This window comes from Actinomadura sp. BRA 177, from assembly GCF_013372625.1.
Taxonomy (GTDB): domain Bacteria; phylum Actinomycetota; class Actinomycetes; order Streptosporangiales; family Streptosporangiaceae; genus Spirillospora.
On the sequence record NZ_JABXFD010000596.1, the window covers coordinates 1 to 15515 of the forward strand.

Genomic DNA, 15515 nt, shown 5'->3' on the forward strand with positions numbered 1-15515 from the left:
GGGTCGGGGCGGCGGTCAGGGGGTCGTAGCCGGACGCGGCCTTCGGGAAGGCGATCACGTCGCGGATGGAGTCCTGGCCGGCGAGGAGCATGACGGTGCGGTCCCAGCCGAAGGCGATGCCGCCGTGCGGGGGCGGGCCGAACTTGAACGCCTCCAGGAGGAAGCCGAACTTCGACTCCGCCTCCTCCTTGGAGAGGCCGAGGACGTCGAAGACGCGCTGCTGCATCTCGGCGCGGTGGATACGGATGGAGCCGCCGCCGATCTCGTTGCCGTTCAGGACGAGGTCGTAGGCGTCGGCGAGGGCGCTGCCCGGGTCCTCGTGGAAGGTGTCGGCGTACTCGGGCTTGGGCGCGGTGAACGGGTGGTGGACGGACGTCCAGCCGATCTGCTCGCCCTTGTCGTCCTCGACGGGCTCGAAGATGGGGGCGTCGACGACCCAGGCGAACTTCCAGGCGGACGCGTCGATCAGGTCGCGGCGGCGGCCGATCTCCAGGCGGGCGGCGCCGAGGAGCTCCTGGGTGGCGTGCCGCTTGCCGGCGCCGAAGAAGATCGCGTCGCCGGGGGCGGCGCCCGTCTTGGCGGCCAGTCCTTGCTTTTCGGTGTCGGAGAGGTTCTTGGCCACCGGGCCGCCCAGGGTGCCGTCCTCCTGGATCAGCACGTAGGCGAGGCCGCGGGCGCCGCGGGCCTTCGCCCAGTCCTGCCAGCCGTCCAGCTCCTTGCGGGTCTGGGACGCGCCGCCCGGCATGACGACCGCGCCGACGTACGGGGCCTGGAACACGCGGAACGACGTGCCGGCGAAGTACTCGGTCATGTCGGTCAGTTCCAGGGCGAAGCGCAGGTCGGGCTTGTCGGAGCCGTACCGGGCCATCGCGTCGGCGTAGGTGATGTGCGGGATCGGGAGGGGGATCTCGTAGCCGGCGATGTCCTTCCAGAGGCGCGCGACGAGGTCCTCGCCGACCTTCAGGACGTCGTCCTGGTCGGCGAACGACATCTCGATGTCGATCTGGGTGAACTCGGGCTGCCGGTCGGCGCGGAAGTCCTCGTCGCGGTAGCAGCGGGCGATCTGGTAGTAGCGCTCCAGCCCGCCGACCATCAGGAGCTGCTTGAACAGCTGCGGCGACTGCGGCAGCGCGTACCAGTGGCCGGGCTTGAGCCGGACGGGGACGAGGAAGTCGCGGGCGCCCTCGGGCGTCGACCGGGTGAGGGTGGGCGTCTCGACGTTGACGAAGCCGTGCTCGCGCATCACCTCGTGGGTGAGGAACGACGCCTCCGAGCGGATCTTCATCGCGCGGGCGACGGACTCGCGGCGCAGGTCGAGGTACCGGTACTTGAGCCGGATCTCCTCGTTGACGTTGACGTCGCCCTCGATGGGGAACGGCAGCGGCGCGGCGTCCGACAGCACCTCGATGTCGGACGCGGCGACCTCGATGCCGCCGGTGGGCAGCTCGGGGTTCTCGTTGCCCTCGGGGCGGACGCGGACCTCGCCGACGACCTTGACGCAGAACTCCGAGCGGAGGTCGTGCGCGGTGTCCTCCTCGCGGAAGACGACCTGCGCGGTGCCGGACGCGTCGCGCAGGTCGATGAACGTGACGCCGCCGTGGTCGCGGCGGCGGCCGACCCAGCCGGCCAGCGTGACCTGCTGCCCGGCGTGCTCCTTGCGGAGCGTGCCCGCCTCATGGGTGCGGATCATTTCGAGAGCCTTTCCGTCAACGTCGTGGTGAGGTCGGTGAGCGGGACGGCGGTCTGCTCGCCCGCGGCCAGGTCCTTGACCTGGGCGACTCCGTCCGCGATATCTCGCTCCCCGAGGATCACGGCGTAGCGGGCGCCCGAGCGGTCCGCGTCCTTCATGGCGCCCTTGAGCTTCTTGCCGCCGAACGCCATGTCGGCGGCGATCCCGGCGCGGCGCAGGTCGGCGACGAGCGCGAACATGCGGCGCTCGGCGGTGTCGCCGAGCGCGACGCCGAACGCCTCGCAGCGCGGCTTGGCGGCGAAGTCCGCGCCTTCGGCTTCCAGCGCCAGGATGGTGCGGTCCAGGCCGAGTCCGAACCCGATGCCGGGCAGCGGGGGGCCGCCGATGTCCTCGGAGAGGCCGTCGTAGCGTCCGCCGCCGCCGATCCCGGACTGGGCGCCGAGCAGCGGGTGGTCGAACTCGTAGGTCGTGCGCGTGTAGTAGTCCAGCCCGCGGACGAGGGTGGGCGTGTCCTCCCACGCGATGCCGAGGTCGGCGAGCAGCTCCCGGACGCGGTCGTGGTGCGCCTTGCACGCCGGGCACAGGTGGTCGGCCATCAGCGGCGCGCCGGCGAGCTGCTCCCGCACCTTGGGGCGCTTGTCGTCCAGGACGCGCAGCGGGTTGATCTCGACGCGGGCGCGGGTGTCCTCGTCCAGGTCCAGGCCGCGCAGGAAGTCCTGCAGCAGGGCCCGGTAGGCGGGACGGCACTCCTTGCAGCCGAGGGAGTTCAGCAGCAGCCGCACCTGCGTCAGCCCCAGGGACCGGTACCAGTTCGCCGCGATCGCGATGGTCTCGGCGTCGACCTGCGGGTCCTCGCTGCCGATCGCCTCCAGGTCCAGCTGGTAGAACTGCCGGTACCGGCCCTGCTGCGGACGCTCGGCGCGGAACGCGGCACCGGTCGTCCACACCTTCACCGGCAGCGCGCCCTTGTGCAGGTTGTTCTCCAGGACGGACCGCAGCACCGACGCGGTGAACTCGGGACGCAGCGTCAGTGACCGGCCGCCCCGGTCCTCGAACGTGTACATCTCCTTGGACACCACGTCGGTGGACTCGCCGACGCCGCGCCGGAACAGGTTGGTGTCCTCGAAGACGGCCAGCTCCAGGTAGCCGTACCCGGCCAGCCGCGCCTGCTCGGCGAACGCCTCCCGGATGGCGTAGAAGAGGTCCGCGCGCGGCGGGACGTATTCACTGACCCCCTTGGGGGCCCGGAAGCTCGAACTCATGGTCTCTTAGGCTCAGAATCCCTTGTTGGGTCCGTCCGCGGGCGTCAGCTCCGAGAGGAACGGATTCGTGGCGCGCTCACGGCCGATTGTGGTCTGGTCACCGTGGCCGGGCAGGACGGCGGTGTCGTCGGGCATGGTCAGGCACACCCGGGACAGGCTGGCGAGGATCTCCTCGTACGATCCGCCCGGCAGGTCGGTGCGCCCGATCGACCCCGCGAACAGCAGGTCGCCGGTGAACATCACGTCCGGGATCTGCTCGCTCTTCGGGGTGCGGAACGTCACCGACCCGGGCGTATGGCCCGGCGCGTGGTCGACGGTGAAGCTCAGCCCGGCCAGCTCCAGCGCCGACCCGTCGGTGAGCTCCTTCACGTCGTCCGGCTCGGACAGCTTCAGGCCGCCGAACATCTGCTGCCCCGCGCCGAGCGACAGGCCCTTCGCGGGGTCGGTGAGCAGGTCGCGGTCGTCCGGATGGATGTAGGCCGGGACGTCCTTGGCGCCGCAGACGGGGGCCACCGACCAGACGTGGTCGAGGTGGCCGTGCGTCAGCAGCACCGCCACCGGCTTCAGCCGGTGCTCGCGCAGCAGCTCCTCGATCCCGGCCTCGGCGTCCTGCCCGGGGTCGATGATCACGCATTCCTCACCCGCGGCGGGGGCCACGACGTAGCAGTTCGCGGCGAACGATCCAGCGGGGAACCCGGCGACGAGCACGGTCGTCCTTTCTCGGAACCATCTCGGGTAGGCGTGTCCGAGGGTACCGGCGCGGCCGCGGCCACCGCGAACGAGTTGGCGCCGTCGCCGTGTCGCGGGGAAAGCGCTCCCTGAGCGCTCCCTGAACGCGGAGGCGCTTTTACTCCCCGGTACCGCTACTATGCGCTGCACGTTCACCTGATCACACCGGAGGGGCGAGGCACGTGGCGGGGAAGGACCGCAAGAAGCAGCTCGCGCGGCAGCGGTACGAGCGGCAGCAGCAGCGGCGGGAGCAGGAGGCGGCGCGGGCGCGCCGGCTCAAGATCATCGGCTCGGTCGCCGCGGTGGCGGTCGTCGTCGCCGGCGCCACGGCCTTCATGGTGCTCAACAAGGAGGACAAGTCCACGGCCGCCGGCCCCCAGTGCGTCTACCACGACGACGCGCAGGGCAGCGCGCCGAAGGACGTCGGCCGCCCGCCGGGCAAGCCCGCCCACACCGGCGTCGTCCAGGCGACCATGAAGACGAACCGGGGCGACGTGGAGATGCAGCTGTACGGCGGCAAGGCGCCCTGCACGGTGAACTCCTTCACCTTCCTGGCGCAGAAGGACTTCTACGACAAGACCGAGTGCCACCGGCTGACCAGCGGCGGCCTCAGCGTCCTGCAGTGCGGCGACCCGACGGCGTCCGGCAGCGGCGGGCCCGGCTACCGGTTCGCCAACGAGAACACCGACGGCGCCACCTACACCGAGGGCACCCTCGCCATGGCGCACTCGCAGGCGCCCGACTCCAACGGCAGCCAGTTCTTCATGGTCTACAAGGACTCGCAGCTGCCGCCGGACTACACCGTGTTCGGCAAGATCACCAAGGGGCTGGACGTGCTCAAGAAGATCGCCGACGGCGGTTCCGAGCCCAAGGGCGACGGCAAGCCCAAGAAGAAGGTCGAAATCCAGGACGTCGCGATCGCCGGGAAATAGGCGAACGGGATACTAAGGTGTGGAGGGTCCGGAGGGCGTGAGTCGTCCGGACCCGCGATTCAGGAGGCAAGGGTGTCCAGCGCGACCGATCCCTGGGGCCGGGTGGACGAGGACGGCACCGTCTATGTCAAGACCGCCGACGGCGAGCGGGTCGTCGGGTCGTGGCAGGCGGGCGCGCCCGAAGAGGCCCTGGCCTACTTCCGGCGCAAGTACGACGCGCTCGTCACCGAGATCGGCCTGCTCGAGCAGCGGCTCCGCACCACCGACTTGCAACCCGCCCAGGCGCAGCAGAGCATCGACCGGCTCCGCGAGGCGGTGTCCGACGCGCACGCCGTCGGCGACCTCGGCGCGCTCGTCCGCCGCCTGGACGGCCTGACCGACCAGGTCGGGCGGCGCCGCGAGGAGGTCAAGGTCCAGCGCGAGCAGCACCGCCACGAGGCCCGCGAGGTCAAGGAGCGGATCGTCGCCGAGGCCGAGCGCATCGCCGCCGAGGAGACGCACTGGAAGAACGGCGGCGAGCGGCTGCGCCAGCTGGTCGAGGAGTGGAAAGGGGCCGACCGCATCGACCGGCCCACCGAGACCGTGCTGTGGAAGCGGCTGTCGGCCGCCCGCAACGCCTTCACCAAGCGCCGCAAGGCCTACTTCGCCACCCTCGACGACCAGCGCGAGGAGTCCCGCCGGGACAAGGAGCGCCTGGTCGCCGAGGCCGAGGCGCTGTCCGGCTCCACCGACTGGGGCGACACCGCCGCCGCCTACCGCGACCTGATGCGCCGCTGGAAGACGGCCGGACGCGCCTCCCGGGACGCCGAAGAGGACCTGTGGACCCGCTTCAAGGGCGCCCAGGACACCTTCTTCCAGGCCCGCAGCGCCGCGTTCGCCGAGCGCGACGCCGAGTTCCGCGGCAACGCCGAGGAGAAGGAGAAGATCCTCGCCGAGGCCGAGCGGCTGCTGCCCGTCCGCGACGTCCGGCAGGCCCGGCAGTCGCTGCGCGCGATCCAGGAGCGCTGGGAGGCCGCCGGCATGGTCCCGCGCGACCAGCGCGACCGCCTGGAGGGCCGGCTCCGCAAGATCGAGGACACGGTGCGCTCCGCCGAGGAGAACGAGTGGCGCCGCACCAACCCCGAGGCGCGCGCCCGCGCCGAGGCCACGGTCGGGCAGCTGCGCAGCTCCATCGAGCAGCTGGAGAAGCGCCTCGGCAAGGCCCGCGATGCCGGCCGCGACAAGGACGTCAAGGAGGCCGAGGAGGCCCTCGACGCCCGCCGCGCCTGGCTCGAAGAGGCCGAACGCACCCTCGCCGAGTTCTCCTGACCGAGTCCTCCTGAACTTCTAGGCCGTGCGGCCGAGGAAGGCGAGCATCCTGGTCTGCTCGTCGGCTCCGCGCGGGGCCGGGAGCGGCGGGGACAGGCGGCCCGCCGCGCGCAGCGGGGCGGCGACCACCTGGGCCGTCGCGAACGCGTGGTGGACGAGGTCCGGGTCCAGGCGGGACGGCTGGCCCGTCGCCCGCGCCAGGTCCCAGGCGTGCACGAGCGGCTCCAGGATGTAGCCCTCCAGGTAGTCCGCCAGCGGCAGCTCGCCCAGCCCGCCGAACGGGATGGGGCGGGCCAGCGCGTCCGGGGTGAGCGCCGCCGCGCACTCCTTGCGCGCCGTCCGCCAGCTCATCAGGACGTCGCCGGGAGCGAACCGGGCCGGATCCCGGTGGACGTCCGGTCCGGGCTCCCCGGTGGCCAGCGCCCTGATCAGGTACTGGCCGCCGGTGACGTGGCCGGCGACGTCCCGGGCGGTCCACCCCGCGCAGGGCGACGGCGCGTCCCAGCCGTCCCGGGGCACGCCGGCCACCAGGCCCTCGAAGAGGTCGAGGGCCCGGTGGTAGCCGCTGAGGTTGTGAGCCATGGTGGTCAGTGACCCGCGATCCGACCGCGCTGTCAAGCGCTATCGCGAAGGTCGCGGGTCACGATCACACAGTGGCGGCGCCCCGCTCCCGGAGCATCGTGTTCATCAGCGTGATCTCCGATCGCTGACCGGCGACCATCGTGCGGGCCAGCCGCCGCACGCGGTCGTGACCGGTGCGGGCCACCACCGCCTCCGCCATGTCGACGCCGCCGCGGTGGTGGGCGATCATCAGCCGCAGGAACTGGACCTCGGCGGCCTGGCCGGAGGCCTTCTCCAGCTCGGTGAGCTGCTCGCGGGTCGCCATGCCCGGCATGGTGGATGCGCCGCCCCGGTGGGCGCCGTGCCCGGACATCCACCGCATGGGGCCGGACGGGTCGGTCTTCGGCAGCCCCCACTCGTCCAGCCAGGCCGTCATCATGCCGATCTGGGCCTGCTGCGTGGCGATGATGTCGTAGGCCAGCAGCCGGACGTCCGGGTCGTCGGTGCCGTCCCGGATGATGAACGACATCCGCACCGCCTGCGCGTGGTGGGTGCTCATGTCGCGGGCGAACCCGGCCTCGGGGCCGTCCGTGCCGGGCTGTCCCGAGCGGGTGACGGCCAGCGCCACCAGGACCGCCCCGACGGCCAGGACGAGGACCGCGAGGACGACGGTGACCCGCCGCCCGCGCGGTGCCGCGGCCGCAGGGGCGTCCTCGCTCACGGGGTGTCCTTGGCGCCGTTGCAGGCCGCGCCGGGCTCGGGCGTCTGCGGGCCCTTCACGAAGCCGCGCAGGAACTCGTTCACGCGCGCGTCGGAGGCGTCGTCCAGGGTGAGCTGGTGGCCCCAGGCGGTGAGCTTGATCGGGGCGTCCTGGGTCGGGTAGGGGCTCAGCATCGTGTAGTCGGTGCCGTCCACCTTCTCCTTGAGCGCGTCGAGCTGGGCGGTGTCGAGCCCGGGACGGTAGGTGATCCAGACGGCGCCGTGCTCCAGGGAGTGGACGGCGTTCTCGTTCCGCAGCGGCGCGTCGTAGAGGCGGCCGTCGCAGTTCTGCCAGGCCGGGTCGTGGTCGCCGCCCATCGGCGGGTCGCTGTCGTACTGGACGGTCCCGGTCGTGTGGTCGCGGCCGAGGTCCTCCTTGACGACCAGGCCCGCGATGGACTTGGAGTCGGCCGACGACGACCTGGTCTGCATGAACGTGTAGCCGATCGCGACGACGGCGACCAGGCCGATGACGGTGAAGAACGCGATGGAGCCCCAGGGGGTGTCGCGCTGAGCCAGCGCGTTCTTCCTCTTGGCGTTCTTGGCGTTCTTGCCCTGCGCGTTCTTGCGGGCGTTCTTGTTGCGGGCGCTCTTGGACATGCGAGCGGTCCTCTCAGGGGCGCTGTGGATCCTGGCGGGATGCGGGCAGCGCCGTATCGCGGCGGGCGGTACGGCGGTGCGTGCGGCCTTACGGCCGGCTCATCACAGCCGGAGCACCTGGAGGACGGGCGGGAACGCCGGGACGGACGCGGCACCGGGCGGCGGCCCGAGTGACCAGCCGGTGCGCGCGGGAAGGCGTGAGAAGGGCCGGCGCAGCCCCGAGAACAGCGCCAGCAACAGCAGAGTGAACAGGACAGCCGCGCACAGGCACACGTCCAGCGGCATCTGCGGGGACGGCTTCACGGGAGCGGTGAGCGCCGCGCCCACGAGCCCGTGCAGGCCCTGCGACGGCTCGGCCGAGGTCGGCCCTTCGGGCCCGGCGACGGGCACGCTGCTGACGGGCACGCTGACGGCGTTCTCGGTGCACACGCGGGGGCGGCGGTCCGTGGCCCAGCCCGTAGCTGAACACGAGTCCGGCCACGACGAAGAGCGCCACGAGAAGCCCAGCCGTCCCGTGGCGCCGATGCGGGGCCGTACGAGACACCGTCACGCTCCTGAATGCGCCGTTCGGGCTGTTCCAACGCCGGAGCCTACCGCCGGGTTCCCCGGCCCCGGCACCCGGCCGTGGGAGGTCCTGGGTGTCCGTGCCGGGAGATAGTGTCGGAGCGTGACCAGCAGGGCGGAATCGGGCGAGCCGGAGGGCCTTTTCGACGCGCCGGGACGGGAGCCCGCGGCGCCCGAGAGCGTGCCGTCGCGTCCGGTGGCGCCGGGCGCGGAGCAGCCCCTCGCCGTCCGGATGCGCCCCCGCGCGCTGGACGAGGTCGTCGGGCAGGGCCACCTCCTCGGCCCCGGCACCCCGATCCGGCAGCTCGTCGACCGGGACGTGCCGATGTCGCTCGTCCTGTGGGGCCCGCCGGGCACGGGCAAGACGACGCTCGCCACGGTCGTCAGCCACGTCACGTCCCGCCGGTTCGTGGAGATCTCGGCGGTCAGCGACGGCGTCAAGCGGGTCCGCGCCGAGATCGACCTGGCCCGCCGCGAGCTCGGCATGACCGGGCGGCAGACGGTCCTGTTCGTCGACGAGGTCCACCGGTTCAACAAGGCCCAGCAGGACGCCCTGCTCCCCGCCGTGGAGAACCGCTGGGTGTCGTTCATCGGCGCCACGACCGAGAACCCGTTCTTCTCCGTCATCAGCCCGCTGCTGTCCCGCTCGCTGCTGCTCACGCTGGAGCCGCTCGGCGAGGACGACCTGCGCGAGGTGATCCGCCGCGCGCTCACCGAGGAGCGCGGCCTGGACGGCGCGGTGACCCTCGACCCCGCCGCCGAGGACCACCTCGTCCGGCTCGCCGGCGGCGACGCCCGCCGCACCCTCACCTACCTGGAGGCCGCGTCCCTCGTCGTCGACGACGGCGGCGTGATCGACGCGGACGTCCTGGAGAAGGCCGTCGACCGGGCCGCCGTCCGCTACGACCGCGAGGGCGACCAGCACTACGACGTCATCAGCGCGTTCATCAAGAGCATCCGCGGCAGCGACGCCGACGCGGCGCTGCACTACCTCGCCCGCATGATCGAGGCGGGGGAGGACCCGCGGTTCATCGCCCGGCGGCTGATCGTCCACGCCAGCGAGGACATCGGCATGGCCGACCCGACCGCGCTGCAGACCGCCGTCGCCGCCGCGCAGGCGGTCGAGTTCGTCGGGCTCCCCGAGGCCCGCATCAACCTCGCCCAGGCGGTGATCCACCTCTCCCTGGCGCCCAAGTCCAACGCGGTGATCATGGCCGTGGACGGGGCGCTCGGCGACGTCCGCAAGGGGCTCGCCGGGCCCGTCCCCGGGCACCTGCGCGACTCCCACTACAAGGGCGCCGCGAAGGTCGGGCACGGGCAGGGCTACAAGTACGCGCACGACCACCCCGGCGGCGTCGTCCGGCAGCAGTACGCGCCCGACTCCGTGCACGGACGGGAGTACTATCGCCCGACCAGGCACGGCGCCGAGTCGCGCTTCACCGATGTGCTCGCGCGCATCCGCTCCGTCCTGCGCGGCACCGGCGAGCGGAGCTGATCGCCCCCACCGGCCGGTGCTACCGCCACCGGGCCGTCCTGACCGGTAAGGTCTGTCACGCCGTAACCGGCCCGAACCGCATTCGCACGAACGGAAAGCCCGATGCTCACTGGTGGACAGCTGGCAGGCCTCATCGTCGCCGTGTTCTGGGCGGTGCTCGTCGCGTTCATCGCGCTGACGCTGCTGAAGCTCTCCCGGCTCCTCGGCGAGGCCGGCAAGGTCGTCCGCGAGATCGGCGACCAGGCCGCCCCCCTGCTGGACGACATGGCCGGCACGGTCAAGCGCGCCAACGAGCAGCTCGGCCGCACCGACGTCATCACCAAGCAGGTCGCCGGCGTCACCCAGAACGTCTCGGCCGTCACCACCGTCATGAGCTCGGTGGTCGGCGGCCCGCTGGTGAAGGCCGCGGCCTTCTCCTACGGCGTCCGCAAGGCGCTCAAGAACGGCGACGGCGACGCGCGCGAGGCGTCCGCCCGGCCGCAGCTTCAGGCCCGCTCCTCGGGGAAGGGACGCCGATGAGGCGGCTGTTCTGGCTCTCGGTCGGCGCCGGCGCCGGCGTGTACGTCACCCACCGCGTCAAGCGGCGCGTGGAGCGGGTCGCGCGGAGCCTGTCCCCGGAGGGGGTCGCGCTGCGCGCGGTGGCTACCGGGAAGGGCACGGGGGAGCGGTTGAGGCATTTCGCGGCCGACGTCCGTACCGAGATGCAGGCCCGCGAAGAGGAACTGCGCGAGGCCGTCCGCATGGACCAGGCTCCGCCGGACGCCGAGGTGCCCGGGTTCCGGGGGTCCCCGCCCCGCCGGGTGCTGAAGGCGCGATACACGATCATCGACGACGACAAGGATGGCCACTGATCATGGAGTCGGCAGAGGTCGCACGCCGCTTCCTCAGGTTCTTCGAGGAGCGCGGGCACACGGTGGTGCCCTCGGCCAGCCTGGTCGCCGAGGACCCGACCCTGCTGCTGGTCAACGCCGGCATGGTCCCGTTCAAGCCGTACTTCCTCGGCCAGCGCACCCCGCCCTCCCAGCGGATGACCAGCGCGCAGAAGTGCGTGCGGACGCCCGACATCGAGGAGGTCGGCAAGACCACCCGGCACGCCACGTTCTTCCAGATGCTGGGCAACTTCTCCATCGGCGACTACTTCAAGGAGCAGGCGATCCCGTTCGCCTGGGAGCTGCTCACCGCCTCCCGCGAGGACGGCGGCTTCGGCTTCCCCGAGGAGAAGCTCTGGGTCACCGTCTTCCAGGACGACGACGAGGCGCGGGACCTCTGGCACGACAAGGTCGGCGTCCCCCTCGACCGCATCCAGCGGCGCGGCATGGAGGACAACTTCTGGTCGATGGGCGTCCCCGGCCCCTGCGGGCCGTGCTCGGAGATCTACTACGACCGCGGCCCCGAGTACGGCCGCGAGGGCGGCCCGGTCGCCGACGAGGACCGCTACCTGGAGGTCTGGAACCTCGTCTTCATGCAGTACGAGCGAGGCCCCGGGGAGAGCAAGACCGACTTCCCGATCCTCGGCGACCTGCCCGCCAAGAACATCGACACCGGCATGGGCCTGGAGCGCATGGCGGCGATCCTGCAGGGCGTCGACAACATCTACGAGACCGACACCCTGTGGCGGGTCCTCGACCGCGCCGCCGGCCTGACCGGCGCCAAGTACGGCCGTGACCACCGCGCCGACGTGTCGCTGCGCGTCATCGCCGACCACGTCCGCAGCGGGACGATGATGGTCGCCGACGGCATCCGCCCCGGCAACGAGGGCCGCGGCTATGTGCTGCGCCGCATCCTGCGCCGCTCCATCCGCAACCTGCGCCTCCTCGGCGGCCAGGACGCCGGGCTCATGCACGAGCTGACCGACGTCGCGATCAAGGCGATGGGCGAGCAGTACCCCGAGCTGGTGCGCACGGCCGCGAACATCCACACGGTCATCGACGCGGAGGAGGACTCCTTCCTCCAGACGCTCCGCACCGGCACCTCGATCTTCGACACGGCGGTCGAGGAGACTAAGCGGAGCGGCGGCGCGACGCTGGCGGGCGACCAGGCGTTCAAGCTGCACGACACCTACGGCTTCCCGATCGACCTCACCCTGGAGATGGCGTCCGAGCAGGGCCTCCAGGTGGACGAGGCGGGCTTCCGCCGGCTCATGCAGGAGCAGCGGGACCGCGCGAAGAAGGACGCCCGCGACAAGAAGACCGGCAACCTCGACGTCTCCGTCCTGGACGAGCTGCTCACCGGCGCCGGCGGCAGCGTCGACTTCACCGGGTACGGCAGCCTCGCCGGCGACGCCCGCCTCGTCGGGCTGCTGGTCGGCGGCGCCAACACGCCCGCCGCCGGCGAGGGCACCGAGGTGGAGGTCGTCCTCGACCGCACCCCGTTCTACGCCGAGGGCGGCGGCCAGCTCGCCGACCACGGCCTGATCCGGCTCGGCAGCGGCGCCGTCATCGAGGTGACGGACGTGCAGGCGCCCCTCGCGGGCCTCATCGTGCACCGCGGCCGCGTCCGCAGCGGCGAGGCGCAGGCCGGCGACACCGCCTACGCCGAGGTCGACGTGGAGCGGCGCCGCGCGATCTCCCGCTCGCACACCGCGACCCACCTGGTGCACGCCGGGTTCCGCCGCGCGCTCGGCGAGTCCGCCGCGCAGGCCGGCTCGGAGAACTCGCCCGGCCGGTTCCGGTTCGACTTCACCGCGTCCGGCGCCGTCCCGCCGAGCGTGCTGCGCGACGTCGAGGACGAGGTCAACGAGGTCCTGGTCGGCGACCTGGACGTCCGCGCGTTCCACACCTCGATCGACGAGGCCCGCGCGATGGGCGCGCTCGCGCTGTTCGGCGAGAAGTACGGCGACGAGGTCCGCGTCGTCGAGGTCGGCGACTACTCCCGCGAGCTGTGCGGCGGCACCCACGTCGCCCGCTCCGGGCAGCTCGGCCTGGTCAAGGTGCTGGGCGAGTCGTCCATCGGCGCCGGCGTCCGCCGCGTCGAGGCCCTCGTCGGCATCGACGCGTTCCGGTTCCTGGCCCGCGAGAGCGTCCTCGTCGCGCAGCTCGCCGAGCAGATGAAGGCCCGCAAGGAGGAGCTGCCCGAGCGGATCTCCGGCGTCGTCTCCCGGCTCCGCGACGCCGAGAAGGAGCTGGAGAAGCTCCGCTCCCAGCAGGTCCTCGCGGTCGCCGGCTCCCTCGCCGACGGCGCGAAGGACGTGGGCGGCACCGCGTTCGTCGGGCACCGCGCCCCGGACGGCACCGGCGCCGACGACCTGCGCAAGCTCGCCGTCGACGTCCGCGGCCGCCTCATGGCCCGTCCGGCCGTCGTCATGGTCACCGGCGTGCCGAAGGACCGTCCCGTCGTGGTCGTCGCCGTCACCGAGGGCGCGCGCGAGCGCGGCCTCAAGGCCGGCGCGCTCGTCGGCCTCGCCGCCAAGGCGCTCGGCGGCGGAGGCGGCGGCAAGGACGACCTGGCGCAGGGCGGCGGCGCGAACCCCGCCGCCGTCGGCGACGCCCTCGCCGCGGTCGAACGAGCTGTAGGGGCCGCGTGAGCCCGGCACTTCGGGGTATGCGACCGGAGCCGGCGCCATGAGGCCCGGCGTCCGGTTGGGGGTCGATGTGGGGAGTGTGCGCGTGGGGGTCGCCAAGTGCGACCCGGGCGGCATCCTCGCGACCCCTCTGGAGACCGTGAAGAGCGGCAAGGGCGACGTCGACCGGCTGGTGAGGCTGGCCGCCGAGTATGAGGCGATCGAGGTCGTCGTCGGGCTGCCGACGTCGCTGTCGGGCCGGGAGGGCCCGGCGGCGCAGGCGGCGCGCAGGTTCGCGGCCCGGCTCGCGGACCGCCTTCCCCCGGAGGCGGTCCGGCTGCACGACGAGCGGCTCACCACCGTCACCGCCGAGAGCGGGCTGCGGGCCGGGGGCGTGCACGGCCAGGCGAGGCGCAAGGTCGTCGACCAGGCCGCCGCGGCGGTCCTGCTGCAGGCGGCCCTCGACGCGGAACGGTTGACTGGGAACCCCCCAGGAGAGATCGTCCGGGGGAGCTCATGAACGATTTGGACCTCTTCTCAGACCCGTACGGCGACCCCTACGGCGACGACCGGCCGGCGGAGGAGCAGCACGGCCGGCGGGACCGGCGGCGCGTCCGCAAGCGGCAGAAGCGCCACCGCCGCAACGGCCGGGCCGCGGCCCTGTTCGCGCTGGCGTTCCTGGTGGCGGTGTTCGGCACCGGCGGCGTCCTCGGGTACGCGTGGCTCGACGACAAGTGGCATCCGCCGGACTACGCGGGCCAGGGGGCCGGCAATGTCACGGTCCAGATCAAGGAGGGCGCCAGCGGCTCGGTGATCGGCGCGACGCTGGAGCGGCACCGCGTGGTCAAGAGCTCCCGTGCGTTCGTGAAGGCCTACGCCAAGGAGGCGCGCGCCTCCAGCATCCAGCCGGGCTTCTACCAGATGCGGCTGAAGATGTCGTCGGCCGCGGCGATGGCGCTGCTGCTGAACCCGAAGTCGCGGGCGGGGAACCAGATCACGATCCCGGAGGGCCGGCGGGCCGTCGAGACCTACCAGCTGCTGGCGAAGAAGACCGGCATCTCGGTCAAGGAGTTCCAGGCCGCCGCGAAGAAGGGGAAGTCGCTCGGGCTGCCGTCGTACGCGAAGGGCAACGTGGAGGGGTACCTGTACCCGGGCCGCTACGACCTCGACCCGAACGGCTCGGCGGAGCAGATCCTCAAGCAGATGGTGGAGCGGTTCAACGAGGAGGCGAGCAGCACCGACCTCGTCGCCAAGGCGCGCAAGGCGGACATGAGCCCCGCGACGGTCGTCACGATCGCCAGCCTCGTCCAGGCCGAGGGCGGCAAGCCCAGCGACCTGCCGAAGATCTCCCGGGTCATCTACAACCGGGTGAAGAAGGGCATGAAGCTGCAGTTCGACACGACGGTGCTGTACGCGCTGAACGAGCGGCGGCTGACGGTCACCGAGAAGGACCTCCTGACCCCGTCGCCGTACAACACCTACCTGCACGAGGGGCTGCCGCCCGGCCCGATCAGCAACCCAGGGGGGGACGCGGTCGAGGCGGCGCTCGCGCCGAAGCCCGGGACGTGGCTGTTCTTCATCGCCACCGACCCGACGAACAAGGTCACCAAGTTCGCCACGACCGAGGCGGAGCGGGTGGCCATCGAGAAGGAGTTCCGCGAGTGGCAGAAGGCGCACCCGGGCCAGTGACCGGGGGGACGGGTCGCCGGGCCGCGGTGCTGGGGTCGCCGGTCGCGCATTCGCTGTCGCCGGTCCTGCACCGCGCGGCGTACGCGGCGATGGGCCTGGACGACTGGTCCTACGAGGCGGTGGAGTGCGGCGAGGACGGTCTCGCCGCACTGCTCGCCGGCCTCGGCCCCGAGTGGGCGGGCCTGTCGCTGACCATGCCGCTCAAGCGGGTCGCGCTGGACGTCGCCGACTCGGTGTCCGACCTCGCGGTGCAGGTCGGCGGCGCGAACACGATCGTCCTGCGGGACGGGCGGCGGCACGCCGACAACACCGACGTGCACGGCATCGAGACGGCGCTGACCGAGGCCGGCGTCAAGCCGCCGGAGTCGGCGCTGGTGCTCGGCGGCGGCGCCACCGCCGCGTCCGCGCTGGCCGCGCTCGCCCGGCT

Annotated in this window: 15 protein-coding genes and 1 pseudogene; 9 read left to right on the top strand and 7 right to left on the bottom strand. The window is 72.4% G+C overall.

Translation table 11 applies throughout. The annotated features are described in order from the left end of the window. From aspS to HUX53_RS33705, 3 genes are all read right to left on the bottom strand, one after another. The coding region (aspS, locus tag HUX53_RS33695) for an aspartate--tRNA ligase (RefSeq protein WP_176407315.1) at positions 1-1690 on the bottom strand (1690 nt) is incomplete at its 3' end. Then, entirely contained in the window at positions 1687-2952 is a 1266-nt protein-coding gene (gene hisS, locus HUX53_RS33700) for a histidine--tRNA ligase (RefSeq protein WP_176407317.1), read from the bottom strand. The genes hisS and aspS, both read right to left, overlap by 4 nt. A 12-nt stretch (positions 2953-2964) precedes the next feature. After that, on the bottom strand, positions 2965-3660 hold the full coding sequence (locus HUX53_RS33705) for an MBL fold metallo-hydrolase (RefSeq protein WP_176407318.1): 696 nt from the start codon (positions 3658-3660) through the stop codon (positions 2965-2967). Between the two features lie 203 nt (positions 3661-3863). Here HUX53_RS33705 and HUX53_RS33710 point away from each other — a divergent pair, with 203 nt between their 5' ends. Together HUX53_RS33710 and HUX53_RS33715 are read left to right on the top strand one after the other, a co-directional pair. Continuing rightward, on the top strand, positions 3864-4613 hold the full coding sequence (locus HUX53_RS33710) for a peptidylprolyl isomerase (RefSeq protein ID WP_176407320.1): 750 nt from the start codon (positions 3864-3866) through the stop codon (positions 4611-4613). Positions 4614-4685: 72 nt separating this feature from the next. Further along, positions 4686-5921 carry a DUF349 domain-containing protein gene (locus tag HUX53_RS33715; RefSeq protein WP_176407322.1) on the top strand — a complete coding sequence of 412 codons (1236 nt, stop codon included), beginning with the start codon at positions 4686-4688 and terminating at the stop codon, positions 5919-5921. Between the two features lie 18 nt (positions 5922-5939). On the opposite strand, the gene HUX53_RS33720 is transcribed toward HUX53_RS33715, so the two are convergent. From HUX53_RS33720 to HUX53_RS33735, 4 genes are all read right to left on the bottom strand, one after another. Continuing rightward, entirely contained in the window at positions 5940-6503 is a 564-nt protein-coding gene (locus HUX53_RS33720; RefSeq protein WP_176407324.1) for a TIGR03086 family metal-binding protein, read from the bottom strand. Positions 6504-6567: 64 nt separating this feature from the next. After that, positions 6568-7203, bottom strand: coding sequence for a DUF305 domain-containing protein (locus tag HUX53_RS33725; RefSeq protein WP_176407326.1), 636 nt, complete (start codon positions 7201-7203; stop codon positions 6568-6570). Next, entirely contained in the window at positions 7200-7841 is a 642-nt protein-coding gene (locus HUX53_RS33730) for a DUF3105 domain-containing protein (RefSeq protein ID WP_176407327.1), read from the bottom strand. Before HUX53_RS33730 ends, HUX53_RS33725 begins: the two co-directional genes overlap by 4 nt. A 102-nt stretch (positions 7842-7943) precedes the next feature. Then, positions 7944-8246, bottom strand: coding sequence for a hypothetical protein (locus HUX53_RS33735; protein ID WP_176407329.1), 303 nt, complete (start codon positions 8244-8246; stop codon positions 7944-7946). A gap of 391 nt (positions 8247-8637) precedes the next feature. Between HUX53_RS33735 and HUX53_RS33740 the strand changes: the two genes are divergently transcribed. From HUX53_RS33740 to HUX53_RS33770, 7 genes and pseudogenes are all read left to right on the top strand, one after another. Further along, on the top strand, positions 8638-9900 hold the full coding sequence (locus HUX53_RS33740) for a replication-associated recombination protein A (protein ID WP_217920228.1): 1263 nt from the start codon (positions 8638-8640) through the stop codon (positions 9898-9900). A gap of 102 nt (positions 9901-10002) precedes the next feature. Then, positions 10003-10419, top strand: a complete 417-nt coding sequence (locus HUX53_RS33745) for a DUF948 domain-containing protein (protein WP_176407331.1) — start codon at positions 10003-10005, stop codon at positions 10417-10419. Beyond that, a complete protein-coding gene (locus tag HUX53_RS33750) occupies positions 10416-10751 on the top strand; it encodes a hypothetical protein (protein WP_176407332.1) in 336 nt (111 codons plus the stop codon). The genes HUX53_RS33745 and HUX53_RS33750 overlap by 4 nt, the downstream gene beginning before the upstream one ends. Before the next feature lie 2 nt (positions 10752-10753). Further along, positions 10754-13423: an alanine--tRNA ligase gene (gene alaS, locus HUX53_RS33755; RefSeq protein ID WP_176407334.1), complete on the top strand. Its 2670-nt coding sequence runs from the start codon at positions 10754-10756 to the stop codon at positions 13421-13423. Positions 13424-13460: 37 nt separating this feature from the next. Beyond that, on the top strand, positions 13461-13919 hold the full coding sequence (gene ruvX, locus HUX53_RS33760) for a Holliday junction resolvase RuvX (protein WP_176407336.1): 459 nt from the start codon (positions 13461-13463) through the stop codon (positions 13917-13919). Next, positions 13916-15088, top strand: coding sequence for an endolytic transglycosylase MltG (gene mltG / locus HUX53_RS33765; protein WP_176407337.1), 1173 nt, complete (start codon positions 13916-13918; stop codon positions 15086-15088). Before ruvX ends, mltG begins: the two co-directional genes overlap by 4 nt. Then, positions 15085-15515, top strand: a pseudogene (locus HUX53_RS33770) (shikimate dehydrogenase); the annotation flags it as partial. The gene mltG and the pseudogene HUX53_RS33770, both read left to right, overlap by 4 nt.

Coding starts and splice junctions, on each gene's coding strand:
- hisS (WP_176407317.1), bottom strand. CDS start 2,952: ATGAGTTCGAGCTTCCGGGCCCCCAAGGGGGTCAGTGAATACGTCCCG.
- HUX53_RS33720 (WP_176407324.1), bottom strand. CDS start 6,503: ATGGCTCACAACCTCAGCGGCTACCACCGGGCCCTCGACCTCTTCGAG.
- HUX53_RS33730 (WP_176407327.1), bottom strand. CDS start 7,841: ATGTCCAAGAGCGCCCGCAACAAGAACGCCCGCAAGAACGCGCAGGGC.
- HUX53_RS33740 (WP_217920228.1), top strand. CDS start 8,638: ATGCGCCCCCGCGCGCTGGACGAGGTCGTCGGGCAGGGCCACCTCCTC.
- HUX53_RS33745 (WP_176407331.1), top strand. CDS start 10,003: ATGCTCACTGGTGGACAGCTGGCAGGCCTCATCGTCGCCGTGTTCTGG.
- HUX53_RS33750 (WP_176407332.1), top strand. CDS start 10,416: ATGAGGCGGCTGTTCTGGCTCTCGGTCGGCGCCGGCGCCGGCGTGTAC.
- alaS (WP_176407334.1), top strand. CDS start 10,754: ATGGAGTCGGCAGAGGTCGCACGCCGCTTCCTCAGGTTCTTCGAGGAG.
- ruvX (WP_176407336.1), top strand. CDS start 13,461: ATGAGGCCCGGCGTCCGGTTGGGGGTCGATGTGGGGAGTGTGCGCGTG.
- mltG (WP_176407337.1), top strand. CDS start 13,916: ATGAACGATTTGGACCTCTTCTCAGACCCGTACGGCGACCCCTACGGC.